The sequence below is a fragment of the Flavobacterium movens genome (assembly GCF_039581425.1).
Taxonomy (GTDB): Bacteria; Bacteroidota; Bacteroidia; order Flavobacteriales; family Flavobacteriaceae; genus Flavobacterium; species Flavobacterium luteolum.
Window position 1 is genome coordinate 178,507 of sequence record NZ_JBCPXY010000002.1, and the last position, 16,733, is coordinate 195,239.

The 16,733-nt window shown below is 33.2% G+C and carries 19 protein-coding genes; 7 read left to right on the forward strand and 12 right to left on the reverse strand.

Translation table 11 applies throughout. The features are described from left to right. Nucleotides 1-4: 4 nt before the first annotated feature. The 6 genes from AAYQ05_RS04245 to AAYQ05_RS04270 are packed head-to-tail and all read left to right on the forward strand — an operon-like array spanning nucleotide 5 to nucleotide 3,488. Nucleotides 5-1,342 carry a 2TM domain-containing protein gene (locus AAYQ05_RS04245; protein ID WP_343541974.1) on the forward strand — a complete coding sequence of 446 codons (1,338 nt, stop codon included), beginning with the start codon at nucleotides 5-7 and terminating at the stop codon, nucleotides 1,340-1,342. Further along, nucleotides 1,342-1,665 carry a 2TM domain-containing protein gene (locus AAYQ05_RS04250; RefSeq protein WP_343541345.1) on the forward strand — a complete coding sequence of 108 codons (324 nt, stop codon included), beginning with the start codon at nucleotides 1,342-1,344 and terminating at the stop codon, nucleotides 1,663-1,665. The genes AAYQ05_RS04245 and AAYQ05_RS04250 overlap by 1 nt, the downstream gene beginning before the upstream one ends. Beyond that, nucleotides 1,646-1,975, forward strand: a complete 330-nt coding sequence (locus AAYQ05_RS04255) for a 2TM domain-containing protein (protein ID WP_343541346.1) — start codon at nucleotides 1,646-1,648, stop codon at nucleotides 1,973-1,975. Before AAYQ05_RS04250 ends, AAYQ05_RS04255 begins: the two co-directional genes overlap by 20 nt. A gap of 2 nt (nucleotides 1,976-1,977) precedes the next feature. Then, a complete protein-coding gene (locus AAYQ05_RS04260) occupies nucleotides 1,978-2,283 on the forward strand; it encodes a 2TM domain-containing protein (protein ID WP_260671006.1) in 306 nt (101 codons plus the stop codon). A 13-nt stretch (nucleotides 2,284-2,296) separates the two neighbouring features. Further along, a complete protein-coding gene (locus tag AAYQ05_RS04265) occupies nucleotides 2,297-2,683 on the forward strand; it encodes a 2TM domain-containing protein (protein WP_343541348.1) in 387 nt (128 codons plus the stop codon). 40 nt (nucleotides 2,684-2,723) lie between these two features. Continuing rightward, nucleotides 2,724-3,488: a LytR/AlgR family response regulator transcription factor gene (locus tag AAYQ05_RS04270; RefSeq protein WP_343541349.1), complete on the forward strand. Its 765-nt coding sequence runs from the start codon at nucleotides 2,724-2,726 to the stop codon at nucleotides 3,486-3,488. Here AAYQ05_RS04270 and AAYQ05_RS04275 read toward each other — a convergent pair whose 3' ends face one another. Genes AAYQ05_RS04275 through AAYQ05_RS04285 form a run of 3 tightly spaced genes read right to left on the reverse strand, consistent with a single transcriptional unit; the run spans nucleotide 3,489 to nucleotide 6,509 of the window. Continuing rightward, nucleotides 3,489-4,010, reverse strand: coding sequence for a hypothetical protein (locus AAYQ05_RS04275; protein WP_343541351.1), 522 nt, complete (start codon nucleotides 4,008-4,010; stop codon nucleotides 3,489-3,491). Between the two features lie 24 nt (nucleotides 4,011-4,034). Further along, nucleotides 4,035-5,060, reverse strand: coding sequence for a COX15/CtaA family protein (locus tag AAYQ05_RS04280; protein ID WP_343541353.1), 1,026 nt, complete (start codon nucleotides 5,058-5,060; stop codon nucleotides 4,035-4,037). Between the two features lie 15 nt (nucleotides 5,061-5,075). After that, a complete protein-coding gene (locus tag AAYQ05_RS04285; protein WP_343541354.1) occupies nucleotides 5,076-6,509 on the reverse strand; it encodes a CCA tRNA nucleotidyltransferase in 1,434 nt (477 codons plus the stop codon). 464 nt (nucleotides 6,510-6,973) lie between these two features. Here AAYQ05_RS04285 and yaaA point away from each other — a divergent pair, with 464 nt between their 5' ends. Further along, the gene (gene yaaA, locus AAYQ05_RS04290) at nucleotides 6,974-7,732 is read left to right on the forward strand and encodes a peroxide stress protein YaaA (RefSeq protein ID WP_343541355.1); all 759 of its coding nucleotides are present in this window, start codon (nucleotides 6,974-6,976) and stop codon (nucleotides 7,730-7,732) included. Nucleotides 7,733-7,907: 175 nt separating this feature from the next. Here the strand turns inward: yaaA and AAYQ05_RS04295 are convergent, their stop codons facing one another. The 9 genes from AAYQ05_RS04295 to AAYQ05_RS04335 form a co-directional block, all read right to left on the reverse strand. Beyond that, complete coding sequence (locus AAYQ05_RS04295; RefSeq protein ID WP_343541356.1) at nucleotides 7,908-9,494, reverse strand: MDR family MFS transporter; 1,587 nt, start codon at nucleotides 9,492-9,494, stop codon at nucleotides 7,908-7,910. Nucleotides 9,495-9,499: 5 nt separating this feature from the next. Then, complete coding sequence (locus tag AAYQ05_RS04300) at nucleotides 9,500-10,579, reverse strand: HlyD family secretion protein (protein ID WP_281633548.1); 1,080 nt, start codon at nucleotides 10,577-10,579, stop codon at nucleotides 9,500-9,502. Between the two features lie 12 nt (nucleotides 10,580-10,591). Continuing rightward, nucleotides 10,592-11,911 (reverse strand): TolC family protein, encoded by a 1,320-nt coding sequence (locus AAYQ05_RS04305; protein WP_343541358.1) that lies wholly within the window; start codon nucleotides 11,909-11,911, stop codon nucleotides 10,592-10,594. Further along, entirely contained in the window at nucleotides 11,901-12,530 is a 630-nt protein-coding gene (locus tag AAYQ05_RS04310) for a TetR/AcrR family transcriptional regulator (protein ID WP_281633546.1), read from the reverse strand. Before AAYQ05_RS04310 ends, AAYQ05_RS04305 begins: the two co-directional genes overlap by 11 nt. A 312-nt stretch (nucleotides 12,531-12,842) precedes the next feature. Next, the gene (trpA, locus tag AAYQ05_RS04315) at nucleotides 12,843-13,604 is read right to left on the reverse strand and encodes a tryptophan synthase subunit alpha (RefSeq protein WP_111426575.1); all 762 of its coding nucleotides are present in this window, start codon (nucleotides 13,602-13,604) and stop codon (nucleotides 12,843-12,845) included. Nucleotides 13,605-13,705: 101 nt separating this feature from the next. Continuing rightward, nucleotides 13,706-14,443: a carbon-nitrogen hydrolase family protein gene (locus tag AAYQ05_RS04320; protein WP_343541361.1), complete on the reverse strand. Its 738-nt coding sequence runs from the start codon at nucleotides 14,441-14,443 to the stop codon at nucleotides 13,706-13,708. 9 nt (nucleotides 14,444-14,452) lie between these two features. After that, nucleotides 14,453-14,773, reverse strand: coding sequence for a gamma-glutamylcyclotransferase family protein (locus AAYQ05_RS04325; protein WP_111426573.1), 321 nt, complete (start codon nucleotides 14,771-14,773; stop codon nucleotides 14,453-14,455). Between the two features lie 56 nt (nucleotides 14,774-14,829). Further along, nucleotides 14,830-16,011, reverse strand: a complete 1,182-nt coding sequence (gene trpB, locus AAYQ05_RS04330; protein WP_281633543.1) for a tryptophan synthase subunit beta — start codon at nucleotides 16,009-16,011, stop codon at nucleotides 14,830-14,832. Nucleotides 16,012-16,023: 12 nt separating this feature from the next. Beyond that, a complete protein-coding gene (locus tag AAYQ05_RS04335; RefSeq protein ID WP_343541364.1) occupies nucleotides 16,024-16,656 on the reverse strand; it encodes a phosphoribosylanthranilate isomerase in 633 nt (210 codons plus the stop codon). Nucleotides 16,657-16,733 lie beyond the last annotated feature (77 nt).

A 16,733-nucleotide genomic window follows, 5' to 3' on the forward strand; every position in this document is an offset into this window, starting at 1 on the left:
TATGATGATATTAAAACCTAATTTGTTAAAAGCATGCTTAGTTGGAGGAATAGTATTTTTGTTCTCTTTTCTAATTCGGTTCGCTTCTTTAGGAACAGCAGTCTTTACCAAGAATCTTTATATTTATTTCTTGTATTGCATGCTTTACAGTGTGGTTTTGTATATCGTAAATGTCGTTCTTTTTGATTTTTTAGATAGGGTCTTCCGAGAAAATCCATATTCAGTAAAGAGAATTTTAATTGGTTTTGCAAGTTCTTTTTTAATATCGATGATCGTAATTTTAATATTACGTTTGTTTACAAGTGTAATAATCGAGAATAAGACAATTATTGGTTTTCTTGCCAATGAAAAGGCTGAAAATTACATAGAATCTGCAGTAATGACTTTTATTGTTCTACTGTTTTTTCACGGACTTAATTTTTATAAACTCTATCAGGAAAATAAGGTTACACAACAAAAGATTATTGCGGGAACAGCAAATGCCAAATTTGAAAGTTTAAAAAACCAGATTGATCCGCATTTTCTTTTTAATAGCTTAAATGTTCTTAGTTCTTTAATAGAAGAAAATCCAGATAATGCACAGCGTTTTACTACTTCATTATCTAAAATTTACCGATATGTTTTAGAACAGAAAGATAAAGAATTGGTTTCGGTTGAAGACGAGTTGTCGTTTGCAAAAACCTATATGAATCTTCTGAAAATGCGTTTCGAAAATAGTTTATTTTACGAATTGCCAACAGAAAACATCAATCCAGAAGCCAAAGTGGTGCCGCTTTCTTTACAGCTCTTGCTAGAGAATACTGTAAAGCACAATGTGGTGAGCGAGCAAAAACCGCTTCATATTAGAATTTTTATTGATAAAGATTATCTGGCCATCCAGAATGATCTTCAGAAAAAAGAAGTTTTGCAGGATAGACAAGGTGTCGGATTGCAGAATATTGTAAACAGATACGGAATTGTAACAGACAGAAAAGTGAAGATTGAGGAGGACGAAAAGAATTTCACAGTTAGAATTCCAATTTTAACGAAACAAATTGCGGTTATGGAAATGAGTGCAGAATATACAGATGAAGCAAAAGCTTATTATAGAGCCAAAAAAAGAGTCGAAGAACTTAAAGGATTTTATGGAAATATAATTTCATATTGTTGTGTAATTCCGTTCTTAATATTTATCAATCTAAAATTTTCACCAGGATTTCAATGGTTTTGGTTTTCGGCTTTAGGCTGGGGATTTGGAGTTGCCATGCATGCCTTTAAAGTGTTTGGATATAGTTCAGATTGGGAAGAAAGAAAAATTCGCGAAATTTTAGAGAAAGACAACAAACAAAAAACGTGGAAGTAATGGAAAATAATTTCACAGAAACAGTTCGTTATTATGATGCTCAGAAAAAAGTAAAAGAGATAAGAGGATTTTACGAGCATTTGACAGTCTACGTTTTATGTAATCCAATTGTGATTGTTGTAAATTATATGACTTCTCCTGAATATCTATGGTGGATTTGGTCTGTAATGGGTTGGGGAATGGCAATAATATTGCACGGACTGAAAGTTTTTAGTCTTCCACCTTTCTTTAATAAGAAATGGGAAGAAAAAAAGATTCAGGAAATTTTAGAAAAAGAAAATCAAAAACGACTTGAAAGTAATTATGGAAACAAATTTGAGTAATGATCAGGAACAAATAATACTGCAAGAATTGGCAAGTAAAAAAGTAATTCAGCTGAAATCTTTTTACAAACATTTGTTCATTTACACCATTGTATTGATTGTTTTTCTTTTAAAAGAATATACCAATCTGCCATTGCAATTTTTCCCCATAAAATATATTAATTGGGTGATTGTAATAATTTGGACTGCTGTAATGGTAGGATCTGCAATCGATTTGTTTGCTTCGTATAGAATTTTCGGACAGCAATGGGAAGAGCGTAAACTAAGAAGCATTTTAGAGAAAAAGTATAAAAAACAAAAATGGGAATAATTATGGAAAGGAATTTAAGCGAAGAGGAAAAATATATTCAGGCCAAAAAGAAAGTAGAAAATATTAAAGGTTTTTATGGAAATCTTTTGGCTTTTGTATTAGTAAATGCGATTTTGATTTTTATAAATTTATATACATCACCAAGTTATTTATGGTTTTTCTGGCCATTATTATGGTGGGGAGTAGGAGTAGTTTTTCACGGATTAAAAGTATTTGAAGTTTTTCCAGGAATGGGTAAAGAATGGGAAGAAAGAAAAATCAAAGAATTTATGGAGAAGGAAAAACAGAATAAAAATAAGTGGAAATAATTAAAATATAGTTATGGGACGTTTTAGAAGAGAAATGTATGAAGATTACGCAAAACAGCATTTTGGGGAGTATGCAGACGATCCAAATTACAATGCAGCTTATAGAAGAGTAAAAAGACTTAAAAGATTTTACTCGCATTTGAAAATTTTCATCATTGTAAATATTATCATAATTGTATCAAGTTTGACTCGAGACAGGTCTGCTGGTTTAATGGTGATGGATTTAAGTGGTTTAACAGAGTGGCAAACGTACTCTACGGTGTTTTTTTGGGGAATTGGTCTCTTAGCTCATGCATTATCTGTTTTCGGTGCTGATTGGTTTTTTGGAGCAGATTGGGAGAAAAGAAAAATCCAAAAATACATGGAAAAAGATACTGCAAATAAAAATAAATGGGAGTAACTTTGACTTCATAATTTTTTCAAATTTCACATTATAGTAAATGATCACATTAATTATAGAAGACGAAAAACCAGCAGCAAGATTGCTACAAAGAAAACTTGAAAAGTTAGATGTAACCGTAGAAATCATGCTTCATTCAGTTGAAGAATCGGTTCATTGGTTTGAAAATAATCCGCATCCAGATTTGATTTTTCTGGATATCCAGTTGTCTGATGGTTTATCATTTGAGATTTTTGAAAAAATAGATATCAAAAGCGCTATCATTTTTACTACTGCGTACGATGAATATGCGTTAAAAGCTTTCAAACTAAACAGTATAGATTATCTTCTTAAACCAATTGATGAAGATGATTTGGAAATTGCGGTTTCAAAATTCAAATCGCGTCTTCCAAAAACAGCAGAAACTTCAAATCTGCAATTAGACTTCGAGCAAATTCGTCAAATGTTGTCAAATCCTTTTGAGAAAACGTATAAAAAGAGATTTACAGTTAAAATAGGACAACATTTAAAAGTAATTACTACAGAAGAAATTGAATGTTTTTTTAGCGAAAATAAAGGAACTTATATTCATACCTACGACAATCGAGATTATTTGATCGATTCGACATTAGAGATTTTAGAGCAAGAACTCGATAAAAAGGATTTCTTTCGCGTAAGCAGAAAATTTATTGTTCCGTTAAAGGCAATCAAAGAAATTCAGGTGTATACTAATTCTCGACTTAAAGTGATTCTTCCAACTTATAAAGAAGATGAGGTCATTGTAAGCAGAGAAAAAGTGCAGGATTTTAAGGCTTGGTTAGGATAATTAGTTGTCAATTGTTGACATAATTTCTATAGCTCCAAATTTCCAATCAGGATTTATTATTTGAGCGTCAGTAGGCTTTGTAAAAGTTATTGACGCAATTTTTTTTGCTGTTTCATTGTTTGGAGTAATGCTGATATAATTTACAAGCTCATCATAAGGCTGATTTATATTACCAGCAATACTTCCTATAATACCAACTTTAGATAAATAATTCGTTGTTGGAATGTCTTTTTTTAATGGGGAGTTTTCAATATTGTTTTGATAAAACGTATTAAGAATATATTTTTTGGTAGCAAAGATTATAACTCCCGATTTAGAACCGAACTTTTGCTCCACTTCTTCAGCACTCCCTTTATAAATAAATATCAGCAGATCGCTTTGGTTTATATTTTTCAAGGTACTTTCTGCCTGATTCATATATCCAATACTTTTAGAATCCAAAATAACTAACGGATTATCTTTGGTTTGCCCAGAAACAAGGCAAGTAAAAAGAATAGTAAATAAAAAAAAGACTGTTTTCATAAATATTTTTTTATGAAAGTTAGTTTATTTACTCAATCTATGCAATGTATATGTCATAGCACTTAAAAGGAAAAATGCCATAATTTGGTGAATTAATCCTAAAGCTAAAGGCACGCTGTATAATAAAGTGAAAACGCCCAATAAAAACTGAATGAAAACAAAAACAACTAAAGTTTTGATTCCGTTTGATTGAGTATGAGTAAGTGTGTATTTTTTGCTTTTGAAGAAAAGAAAAAGAATAATCGCTACAACTACATAAGCAAAAGTTCTGTGTACAAACTGTACACCACTTTTTCCTTCAATTAAATTTTTTATTAAAGAAGATTGTTCAATAAAAACCGATTCGTGAATAAATTCTCCATCGCTCATTAAGGGCCAGTGATTGTGAATTAATCCAGCATTTAGTCCAGCAACAAATCCGCCATAAATAATCTGGATAAGAAGAGCTGCCAAAGCATAGCGTGCAATATTTCTTAGAGGTAAAATCTTGTTGATATTTCTTTCAGGATAAATCAAATCTAGTGCAACCCAAAGCGTATACGCAAATGTAATAAAAGCAAAAGTTAAGTGTAATGAAAGTCTAAAATGGCTTACATCTGGATTGTCAATTAACCCGCTTCTTACCATAAACCAACCTAAGAAACCTTGGAAAGCTCCCATTGCCAAAAGAACGATACATTTTTTAATGGTTGGAGTATCTAATTTCTTTTTGGCTAAAAAGTAAACAAAAGGAACAAAGAAAACCAAACCAATAATACGGCCGATAAATCGGTGAAACCATTCCCAGAAATAAATGAATTTATAATCAGTTAATTGAAAATCGTTGTGAATATTGATTTTCTGATACTCAGGAAATTTTTTGTATTCGTCAAAAGCGGCTTGCCATTTGGCTTCTGTTAATGGTGGAAATGTATCGGTTACCAAATGCCAATCAGTCATAGATAAACCTGAATTGGTCAAACGTGTAATTCCTCCCACGACAACCATTAAAAACAATAAAACACAGCCTGATAGTAACCAAATGATTACTGATTTATTCTCTTTTTTCATTTTATTAAATAATACTTATTTCTCAACTTTTTTTAAGCCTAATTTTTCAGCTCTCTTAATTACGAAATCATAAGCGGCCTGATATTCATTCGGAATATCGCCTTCCAAAATGGCTTCTTTGACAGCTTCTTTTAAAATTCCGATTTCTCGTGAAGGTTTTAAGTCGAACATTTCCATAATTTCTTCTCCCGTAATTGGTGGTTGAAAATTACGTACATGATCGCGTTCTTCTACTTCAACGATCTTTTTGCGTACGAGTTCAAAATTTTTATGATATTTCTTGAATTTTGACGGATTTTTGGTTGTGATATCTGCTTCGCACAAAGTCATTAAGTTTTCTACATCTTCACCAGCATCAAAAACCAAACGGCGAACCGCGCTGTCAGTCACGATATCCTGCGCCAAAACAATCGGACGTGAACTCATAATAACCATTTTCTGAACGAATTTCATTTTATGGTTTAAAGGCATATGCAAACGTTCGAAGATTTTTTTTGCCATTTTTCCGCCCAGAAACTCATGTCCGTGAAAAGTCCAACCTTGTTTTTTAGTGAAACGTTTGGTTGGTGCTTTTCCAATATCATGAAGTAATGCCGACCAGCGAAGCCAAACATCGTCTGTATTTGGGCAAATATTGTCAACAACTTCCAACGTATGATAGAAATTGTTTTTATGAGTATGACCTTCAATTTCTTCCACCTGATTCAAAGCGGTCAATTCAGGTAAAATAATATCTAAAAGTCCGGTTTTGTATAAAAGTAAAAATCCTGTTGAAGGTTTATCGGTCATGAGAATTTTGTTTAACTCATCAACGATTCTCTCCCCAGAAATTATTTTGATGCGATCAGCATTTTTGGTGATGGCGTTTAATGAATTTTCTTCAATTTCAAAATTCAATTGATTTGCAAAACGAATGGCACGCAACATTCGCAAAGGATCATCAGAATAGGTAATGTCTGGATCCAAAGGCGTTTTAATTGTTTTATTTTCTAAATCGGTTAATCCGTCAAACGGATCTAGAAGATCTCCGAAATTAGTTAAATTTAATGATAAAGCCAATGCATTGATGGTAAAATCACGACGATTTTGGTCGTCTTGCAAAGTTCCATTTTCTACAATCGGATTTCGACTGTCTCGAGTATAAGATTCTTTTCGAGCGCCAACAAATTCGATATCGGTATCTTCAAAGCGAAGCATTGCGGTTCCGTAAGTTTTAAAAACCTGAACTTTTGGTTTGTTCGGAAGTAACTCTGAAACTTTAAGAGCCAATTCGATGCCGCTTCCAACTGCAACAACATCAATGTCTTTTTTAGAACCTCGGTTTAAAAGCAAATCACGAACAAATCCGCCGATCACATAAGAGTCGACTTTTAATTCCTGAGAAGCTTTCGAAATAACATCGAAGATTTTGTTTTGTAAAGCAGTTTTATAGTTTGTTTGTATCGCCACGAATTCACTAATTATTGAGTAAAAATGCAATTTCAAATTTCTAAGAAATGAAATGCATGCAAATTTACAACATAGAAAATGCCTATTATAATCTAGAGCTTACTTTTTTGAACAATTTCACATTTTGTCGTGCAGAATTTTATTAAAATGAGAATGGTTGCCACGAATTGCACGAATTTCCACGAATTTATTTTTCTGCCACAGATTAAAAGGATTAAAAAAGATTTTTAATTAGTAAAAATTTGTGCAATTCGTGGCAGAAAAAAAATAGTAATAGATTAAGAAAATCTGTGTAAATCATTTTAATCTGTGGCAAAAAAAATATAACAATTTGCGCAAAAGAATAATTTGTGGAAATTCGTGAATTTGTGGCGAGAAAAAAATACAACGATAGAACAAATCAATTGCAAACGATAATTTTTAGAAATTCAATTTGTATTTTTGAATCATAGAAAAAAGCACACATGAAAATTGTTATATCTCCAGCGAAATCATTGAATTTCGAAAAAGAATTACCAACATCTCAATATACAGAACCTTCATTCTTAAAAGAAGCAAGAGTGGTTCATAAAGTAGTAAAAGCAAAAAAGCCTTCTGAATTATCAGAACTAATGTCAATATCAGACAAATTAGCCGATTTAAATTGGAAACGTAATCAGGATTGGAAAACACCTTTCACACCCGAGAATGCTCGTCCAGCAGTTTATACTTTTGATGGAGATGTATATACAGGATTAGATGCATATACTATTCCGTTAGAAAAATTAGATGTTCTTCAAGATAAATTGAGAATTTTATCTGGACTTTATGGACTTTTAAAGCCGCTTGATTTAATGCAGGCATATCGTTTGGAAATGGGAACAAAAATGCCTGTTGGTGAATATAAAAATCTGCATGAATTCTGGAAGCCAGTTGTAACTAAAGCTCTAAATAAAGAATTGAAAAAAGATGAGTTATTCGTGAATTTAGCAAGTAATGAATATTTTTCTGCTGTTGATGTAAAAGCCCTAAAAGTTCCTGTTATTACTCCAGACTTTAAAGATTATAAAGACGGAAAACTAAAAATGATCAGTTTCTTTGCCAAAAAGGCTAGGGGAATGATGGTGCGTTATATTATTGATACCAATGCTGAAACTATAGATGATCTAAAAGGTTTTAATTACGAAGGATATCAGTTTGATGCGAATCTTTCTAAAGGAAATCATTTAGTTTTTACAAGATAACTTTGTAAGGTGCTGAGGTTCTGAGTTTTTTTAACCGCAAAGGCGCAAAGTTTTAAGCAAAGTTCGCAAAGTTTTTATGGCAAAGCTTTGCGAACTTTTCGGTTAAACAGAAAAAATAAACGCCGAATTCTAAATGATGAATTCGGCGTTTCTGCGTATTATAAATCTATTATCATTAATGCATTGCGTCGGCTGCACTAATTTTGTTCTTCCCTTTTTTGATAAAGAGAATAATCGGTATGCAACATAAAAACATAATTCCTAGATAAAGGAAAATATCCATATAAGCCATTACAGTGCTTTGTTTCATTATGGAATATTCTATCGCCTGATATGCTTTTTTCAAAGCAACATCTGCACTATATCCTTTTGCCATAAAGGCGTGCTGCATTCCTGCGATACGCTGCTGCACATCAAATTTGGCCGGGTCTAGGTTATTAATTAAATCTACTCTATGAGATTGACTAAAACGTGTGATGAAAGTGGTAATAATTGCAATACCAAAAGATCCGCCTAATTGACGCATCATTCCAGTAAATGCCGCTCCTTCACCAATTTGTTTCCCTTTTAATGTGGAAAGCGAAAGTGTTGTAATAGGAACGAAAAGCAATCCTAAACCAATTCCTCTCAAAATTAAAGGCCAGTACATGTGTTCAACTCCTGTGTCAGGTGTCATGCGGCTGTACATCATAAAGGTAAAGAAGAAGAAAATTAAAAATCCTACTCCAACCATATAAGCTTGAGGCACACCTTTCTGAATCATATTTCCAACAAATGGCATCATAAATGCTGTTGTAATCGATCCTGGAATCAATAATAAACCGGCATCAGTTGCGGTCCATCCTAAAATTGACTGCGTATAAATTGGGATGATTAATGTTGAACCATATAATCCGAAACCAAGAATAAAACACATTACGGTTCCAATTCTAAGATTTCCGTCTTTTAGAACGCTTAGGTTTACAATTGGATATTCGTAGGTAAGCTCTCTCCAAATAAAGAGAACCAATCCAAGAACAGTTACAACACTTAGGGTTACAATTGTAGAGTCATTAAACCAGTCGTCCTGCTGTCCGTGTTCTAATACGAACTGTAAAGAACCGATAAATGCTGTCAACAATATAATTCCCCACCAGTCAACCTGATTGGCTTTTAATTTTTCTCCATATTTCGGACTTCTAACAAAGGTTAAAGCCAAAATAGTAGCAATAATTCCCAACGGAATATTGATATAGAAAATATATGGCCAAGAATAGTTATCTACTAAATATCCTCCCAAAGGCGGACCTAATGTTGGACCAACAATTACACCCATTCCGTAAATAGCCTGCGCCATTCCACGTTTTGCTACGGGATAACTTTCTGTAATAATCGTTTGGGCTGTTACTAGTAATGCTCCACCACCCATACCTTGTACGAAACGGAAAGCTACTAGTTCCCAAATATTAGTGGCATTACCACACAAAAAAGAACAGACTGTAAATATTATAATGGAAGCCACAAAATAATTACGTCTTCCAAATTGCTGCGATAGCCAGCTCGTCATCGGAATTACAATAACATTCGCAATTGCGTATGCTGTAATAACCCATGCCACATCGGTCAAGGTAGCACCAAGACTTCCGCGCATGTCTGTCAGCGCTACGTTTACAATCGTAGTATCGACAATTTCCAACAGTGCACAAAGCACTGCTGTAATCGTAATGATAACACGTCTGAAACCGTATTCTACTAAATCGTCGTCTTGTACTGCTGTAGCCATTTATTTTATTTCAAATGTACATCTACGTCAACGTTCATACCTGGTCTTAAAAGTTTTACTTTTTCAGGATCGTTAGATTCGTCTATGGTAATTTTTACTGGTAATCTCTGAATTGTTTTTACGAAGTTTCCTGTTGCGTTATCAGGAGGCAATAATGAAAAACGAGATCCTGTTGCAGGAGAGAAAGAAGATACAGTTCCTTTAAACTCATAGTTTGGATATGCATCTACTTTTAAGCTTACTTTTTGTCCCACAACCATTTTGTTCAATTGTGTTTCTTTAAAGTTAGCTACAACCCAAGCTTCATTATTGTTGATAATGTAGAATAAAGATTGTCCTGGCTGAACTAATTGTCCTGGCTGAATATCAACTTTAGATACTTGACCATCAATTGCAGCTGTAACTACAGTATAAGATAGGTTTAAGTGAGCCACATCAAGCATTGTTTTTGCTTTTTTGATGTTTGCAGCAGCAACTTCTGTCTGTTTGTCAGAAACTTTAGATTTTGACTGAATAACCGATTTTTGGTAAGAAGTAGCTTTTTGCTGTTGTTCTAAAACACGTACTTGATTTTCAGCTTCTTCTTTTGCAGTTAAGGCCTGCTCATATTGCTGTTTTGTAATCGTATGTGTTTTATACAAGTTGTTATAACGGTTATAATCATTTGTAAGCTGTCTCAATCTAATTTTTGCACTTTCTATAGAACCGCTTGCAGATCTCATTTGAGCATCAGAAACAGAGATGCTTGCATAAGCACTTCCAATATCTGCTTTTGCAGCTTCAAATTGCCCTTCAGCTCCCAATAATGCAGCGTTAGCTTCATCAATTTTTAATTGATAATCTCTCTTATCGATAGTAAATAAAGTATCTCCTTTTTTTACATAATCATTATCTTTCACATAAACTTTGCTGATATATCCTGAAACTCTTGGGATAATCGGATTCATTTTTTTCTCAATCTGAGCATCATCTGTTTCTTCGTGAGCTTGGCCGTGTAGGTATTTAGATATTCCGTAAGTTCCGCCTCCTAAAATCAGAACTGCAAGTATGATGATGAATTTTTTATTTGTTTTTTTCTTTTCCATGAGAGCTATCGATTATATTTTAGAAAGATTGAATGATTGTGATAATTGTCCTGATACTGAAAGTAATTCGTAATATTTTTGAATAATGGTTGCTTTAGATAAAGCAGTTTGAATTTTGGCATTTAAATGCTCTACATCTGCTTCTACTAAATCATTAGTGTCAGATAAACCATTGTCAAATTTATCTTTTACTAATCTGTAGTTTTCGGCTGCTTGCTGTAATGCTTCTTCATATACCACACTTTGATTAATTGCTAGGTCGTAATCTTCAATAGATTTTTGAACCTCTACTTTAATGCGGTCTGTCATAATTGCTTCGGTATTTTTTACTTCCAAAGCTCTGCTTTCTGCTTCTTTTACGTGAACATTATTTTTTAGAATTCCTGATAAGTCATAAGACAATCCGATTCCAAAGTTCATCGCATATTTTACAGTTACAATGTCTTTTAAGTCAAATGCAGTATAACCACCTAAAAGTGAAATTGAAGGATAATATCCAGCCTTTGCAATTTTTACATTAGCTTCAGAAGCTTTGCCTTGTAATCTTATTGCTTCTAAATCTTTTCTGCTTTCAAGTGCAACAGCATCAGATGTTATAGAATTGCTTGTTTTAAGATTAAAGAAATCCTCTTCATTTACCTGAATTTTTACATTAGGATCTAATTTTAATAAAGTAGTCAAATAGAAGTTGATATTATTGATGTTATTATTAGCTTCGTCAATAGATAATTGCGTTTTAGAAACTAATAATTGCGCTTTCAACAAATCGTTTCTCGGGATAATTCCGTTTTTCTCCAACTCTGTAAAATCAGTAACACGCTGTTTTGCACTTTTTTGATTTTCGTTTAAAACATCTAAAGTTTTTTGAGCCTTGTATAATGCTGTGTAATAAGTGATTGCTTTTAAAGCAACATCTTCTTTAGTTTTTTCAGCATTAGCAGTTTCTGCTTCGTACATTCCTTCATATGCATCAATGCTGTTTTGAATTTTAAATCCAGCAAAAATAGGAAGACTTAAGTTTGCCATTCCAAGCATTGCTCTATCTGGAGAAGCTAATGAAGCACTTTCACCTTGATTAGGCATATCAATCGATGCTTTTGTAAGACGCTGATATTGTCCCGAAACTTTAATATCTGGGTATTGATTGTTTTTTACGGTTTTTAATTCGTATTTTTTTGTGTTTACCTTAGTATTGGCAAGTGTAACTTCGTTACTCTTTTCCCAAGCCATTTGTACGGCCTCGCCCAAGGTTAAACTTGTTTTCTCTTGTGCTTCCATTGAAGATATTCCGATAAAGAAAACTCCAAAGAGCATTAATTGACTAATTTTCATAAACAAGTAGCGCTTTTATAGTTTGTTGAATGTGCTTTGTAAGATCGTTTTTAATGTAATTGTTAAACATTTCGTCGGTTTTCAAATCAAATATTTCTTCGAAAAAAGAGCGATTCATGTGAAAGTGAAAAAAGGTTCCAATAATCGTGGGTGTAATGAGTTGGATATTAACATCTTTTCTAAATACCCCCTGAGCTTGGCCTTGTTTGATAATACTTTCAACCGATTTTAAATTTCCTTTTTTAAGTTCAGTAAAAGCTTGAAGGCTTTTTTCTCTCTTCTTATTATAAAGTTCAAAATGTAAAACCCTGTAAATCCCTTTGTTAAGGCAAATTCTGTTGATGTAAATTTCGATTAATTTATTGACTTTTTCAAGAGGTTCAATGTCTTCTTGTAATAAATTTTCGAGTTGTAGTTTTAAATCAACGGTTTTGTGAAAAATAAGAGCTTCCAGTAGCCTCTCTTTTGAACCAAAATAATAAGAGACCATTGCGATGTTAATTTTGGCCTCTTTGGAGATATCCCGTATCGATGTACCCTCAAATCCTTTCTCAGAAAATAGCGTTTCTGCAACATTAAGAATCTGAATTTTTTTATCGTTCAATTCGATGTGTGACATGGTATTGTTTCTAATCGGATGCAAAATTAAACACTTGTTTAATTTAAACGCTTGTTTAATTTTATTTTAACATAATATTAACATAAAGCGTTTTCGATAATTTATGTTAAATCGTGCATTAATTAGTTAAAATAAAAAAGCCTGAAAACTCTATTTTTTCAGGCTTTTTTCGCAATCTTGTCATTTCGACGAAGGAGAAATCTCCACAAGTAGTTCCGTAAAGTGAAATCCAATCTTTGTCGATTTTGCAACGAAGATTTCTCCTTCGTCGAAATGACAAATTAAACGGATATTATATTTTAATCCGATTATTTATCGAATTTCTCCAACAAATTCCTCAATTTTTCCACTTCCTTTTTCACTCAAATGTTTGATAAAAGCACTTCCAATAATAGCACCTTTAGCATATTTAGTTGCCTGATTAAAAGTTTCTTTATTCGAAATTCCGAAACCAACTATTTGAGGATTTTTCAAATTCAGATTAGAAATTCTTTCAAAATAGCTTTCTTGAACATCTCCAAAACCAGATTGAGATCCTGTAACACTTGCAGAACTTACCATATAGATAAATCCGTTTGAAACGCTGTCAATAAAACGAATACGTTCGTCTGAAGTTTGAGGGGTAATTAAGAAAACATTGATCAAACCATATTTTTCAAAAATCGCTTTGTATTCGTCAGCATAAACATCAACCGGAAGGTCAGGAATAATTAAACCGTCAATTCCAATTTCGGCGCATTTCTGGCAAAAAGCTTCAACTCCGTATTGCAGCATTGGATTAAAATATCCCATGATAATCAACGGAATTTTTACGCTTTCGCGAATGTTTTTCAGCTGATCAAAAAGAATTTGAGTTGTCATTCCGTTATGAAGCGCCTGTGTAGAACTCGCCTGTATAGTTGGACCATCTGCCAAAGGATCGCTAAAAGGAAGTCCGATTTCGATTAAATCAACTCCGTTTTTTTCTAAATCCTGAATAATCTGCACAGTATCGTTTAAGTTCGGATATCCCGCAGAAAAGTAGATCGAAAGGATCTTTTTATCTTCTTGTAATTTTTGAGTTATTCTGTTCATTTTTAGTATGTTTTTCTCCTGCAAGGTTTTTAAAACCATGTAGGTTTCTTGTTTTATGTAATTTAATTATACCTACAAGGTTTTGAAAACCTTGCAGGAACTTAAACTGTTATGACTTTATTTATCCAATTATCATTTTGTTTTTCAACCAACAATAATCCAGAGTCAGAGTCATTCATTTGGGCAACTAATTCGCCTTTATTATTCCAAAAAGCACTTTGTCCTGCCGAAGGAGATCCCCAAGATTCTCCACTGAAATTGGACATCAAAACATTCATTTGATGCTTTTCGGCGTAATTTTGTAAATCTCTGTACGCATTTGAAATTCCGTTTGGCGAAAAGAAAATGCTCGCAATATAAATGTCTGCGTTATTTTTTGCAGCATTTTCAGGATGCTTTGGATTATCAATATCAGCACAAATTGCAAATGCAATATTTTGATCTTCAATTGTAATCATCGGATTATTATCAAAAGAAGATTGGAAAAATTCATCTTCGCCTTCATGCAAAAACTGCTTTGTGTAAATAGAAACCGAATCGTTGGGAGCAATAATGTATTGCCCAATAAACAACTGATTTTTAATTAAAATTGGAGCACCAGCAATAATGACAATATTATTATCGGTTGCCAAATCTTTCAAATGATCTATTCTATAATCATCTTCGGCAAAAGCCAATTCTAAAGCATTTTCTCTTTCATATCCTGTAATAGACATTTCTGGGAAAACGATTAATTGAGCTCCGTTTTGTGCAGCCGATTCAATAAGCTGATAATGATTTAATAAATTTGAAGCAATATTTTCGCGTTTTGGTTTTGTCTGCGCCGCTGCTAAAATCATTTTTGTAAATTATTTATTTTCGGTATAAACCCAGGCAACTGTTCCAGATTTCAATTTAACCTGAACTCTTCGGTACGAATTAGATTCAAATAAATCAACTTTTGCTAAATCTGCATTAGAAACATTAAAAACTACGCCATGTATATTTTCTTCGGCGTTTTCACTTGCAATTGCTACCACATAATCTGCCATTCCAAATTCTTCTTCGATTTGTAAACTTTTTAGTTTATAACCCAAGAGCTGATCTGGAGTTCCTACTAATACTTTTTTAAAAATCTGCATTTGAACTTGTTTAGATCTTAATGTTCCGTATGAGAATAACTTTTCCATAATTATATTTTTCTCGTTAATAGTTGCGATTAGAGAGGTGCAAATTAATACTTTTATTACAATTTAAAGTAATCAATGTAATTATCTAAATCTTTATCGCCGCGTCCAGAAAGACTGATTACGACAACATCTTCAGGTTTGAATTTCTTTTGATCTAGAACCGCAAATGCGTGAGCACTTTCTATAGCTGGTATAATTCCTTCTAATTTCGTAAGCTGTAAACCAGCATTCATAGCATCGTCATCGGTTACAGAGAAAAATTCTCCGCGCCCCGTTTGTGCCAAATGAGCGTGTAATGGGCCAACTCCAGGATAATCTAATCCTGCTGAAATAGAATATGGTTCTGTAATTTGTCCATCAGGAGTTTGCATTAAAAGCGTTTTACAGCCGTGAATAACACCTACTTTTCCTAGTTTGCTTGTTGCTGCGCTATGACCGCTGTCAACACCTTTTCCGGCTGCTTCAACTGCAATGATTCCAACTTCTGGTTCGTGTAAAAAGTGGTAATAAGTTCCTGCAGCATTACTTCCTCCACCAATACAAGCTACTACATAATCAGGGTTTTCACGACCTTCTTTTTCTTTTAATTGCCATTTGATTTCTTCTGAAATGATACTTTGAAAACGCGTTACCATGTCTGGATAAGGATGTGGTCCAATTGCTGATCCAATAATATAATGTGTATCAACAGGATTATTGATCCAATCGCGAATTGCTTCGTTTGTTGCATCTTTTAAAGTTCTCGAACCTGAAAGCGCTGGACGAACTTCTGCGCCTAACATTTTCATACGCGCTACGTTTGGAGCCTGACGTGCAATGTCAATTTCTCCCATATAAACAATACACTCAATTCCCATCAAAGCACAAACGGTTGCTGTTGCTACACCATGTTGGCCAGCTCCAGTTTCGGCAATAATTCTTTTTTTGCCTAGACGTTTTGCAAGTAAAATTTGCCCGATAGTATTGTTTACTTTGTGCGCTCCGGTATGGTTTAAGTCTTCTCTTTTTAAATAAACTTTGGTGTTATATTTTTCAGACAAACGTTTTGCAAAATACAACGGACTAGGGCGCCCAACATAATCTTTCAACAATTGATTGAACTCTGCTTTAAAATCAGGTTCATCCATTATGCTTAGATACTTCTGACGTAATTCTTCTACATTTGGATACAGCATTTCTGGAATATAAGCTCCTCCAAATTCTCCGTAATATCCTTTTTCGTTAACGTTAAAACTCATTTTATTTAAATTTTAAAAGTTGGCAACATCAAATTTGCGTTTGAAGTTGCTAAATAGATTTTTATTTTTCAGCCCTGGTTCGATTTCAAATTTACTATTTACATCGACTGCATAAATAGGTAATTTTGTTTTTGAAATTTCTTCTATGGCTTTTAATTCATTCATTCCGATTCCGCCACTCAAGAAGAAAGGTTTTTTCGAATTGTATTTTTTTAATATGGTCCAGTCGAAAGTTGTTCCATTTCCGCCAGGTAATTTTCCTTTTGTGTCAAATAGAAAATAATCACAGACATTTTCAAAAGGTGTAATTGTTGCGAAATCAAAATTCTCATCGGCTGAAAATACTTTTATGATTTCGATTTTCTTTGGCAGTTTTTCTTTTAATTCCGTTAAAAATTCAACTGATTCATTTCCGTGTAATTGAACGGCTTGTAAATTGTATTTTGTTACTTTTTCCAGAATTTCTTGCTGAGTTTGATTGACAAAAACACCTACTTTTTTGATTGTTTCAATAAGTTCAGGAATAGTTCCGTTAAAATATCGTGCGGATTTTTCCCAGAAAATAAATCCCATATAATCGGGTAGGAGTGCACCTACTTCGAGTATGTTTTCGGGATATTTCATGCCGCATATTTTGAGTTTCATTTTTTTAAATGCTTTAAGCTTTAAGCTTTAGGCTTTAGGCTAAATTAGTAATGTTGAGAAGGCTTATTGCTTAGAGC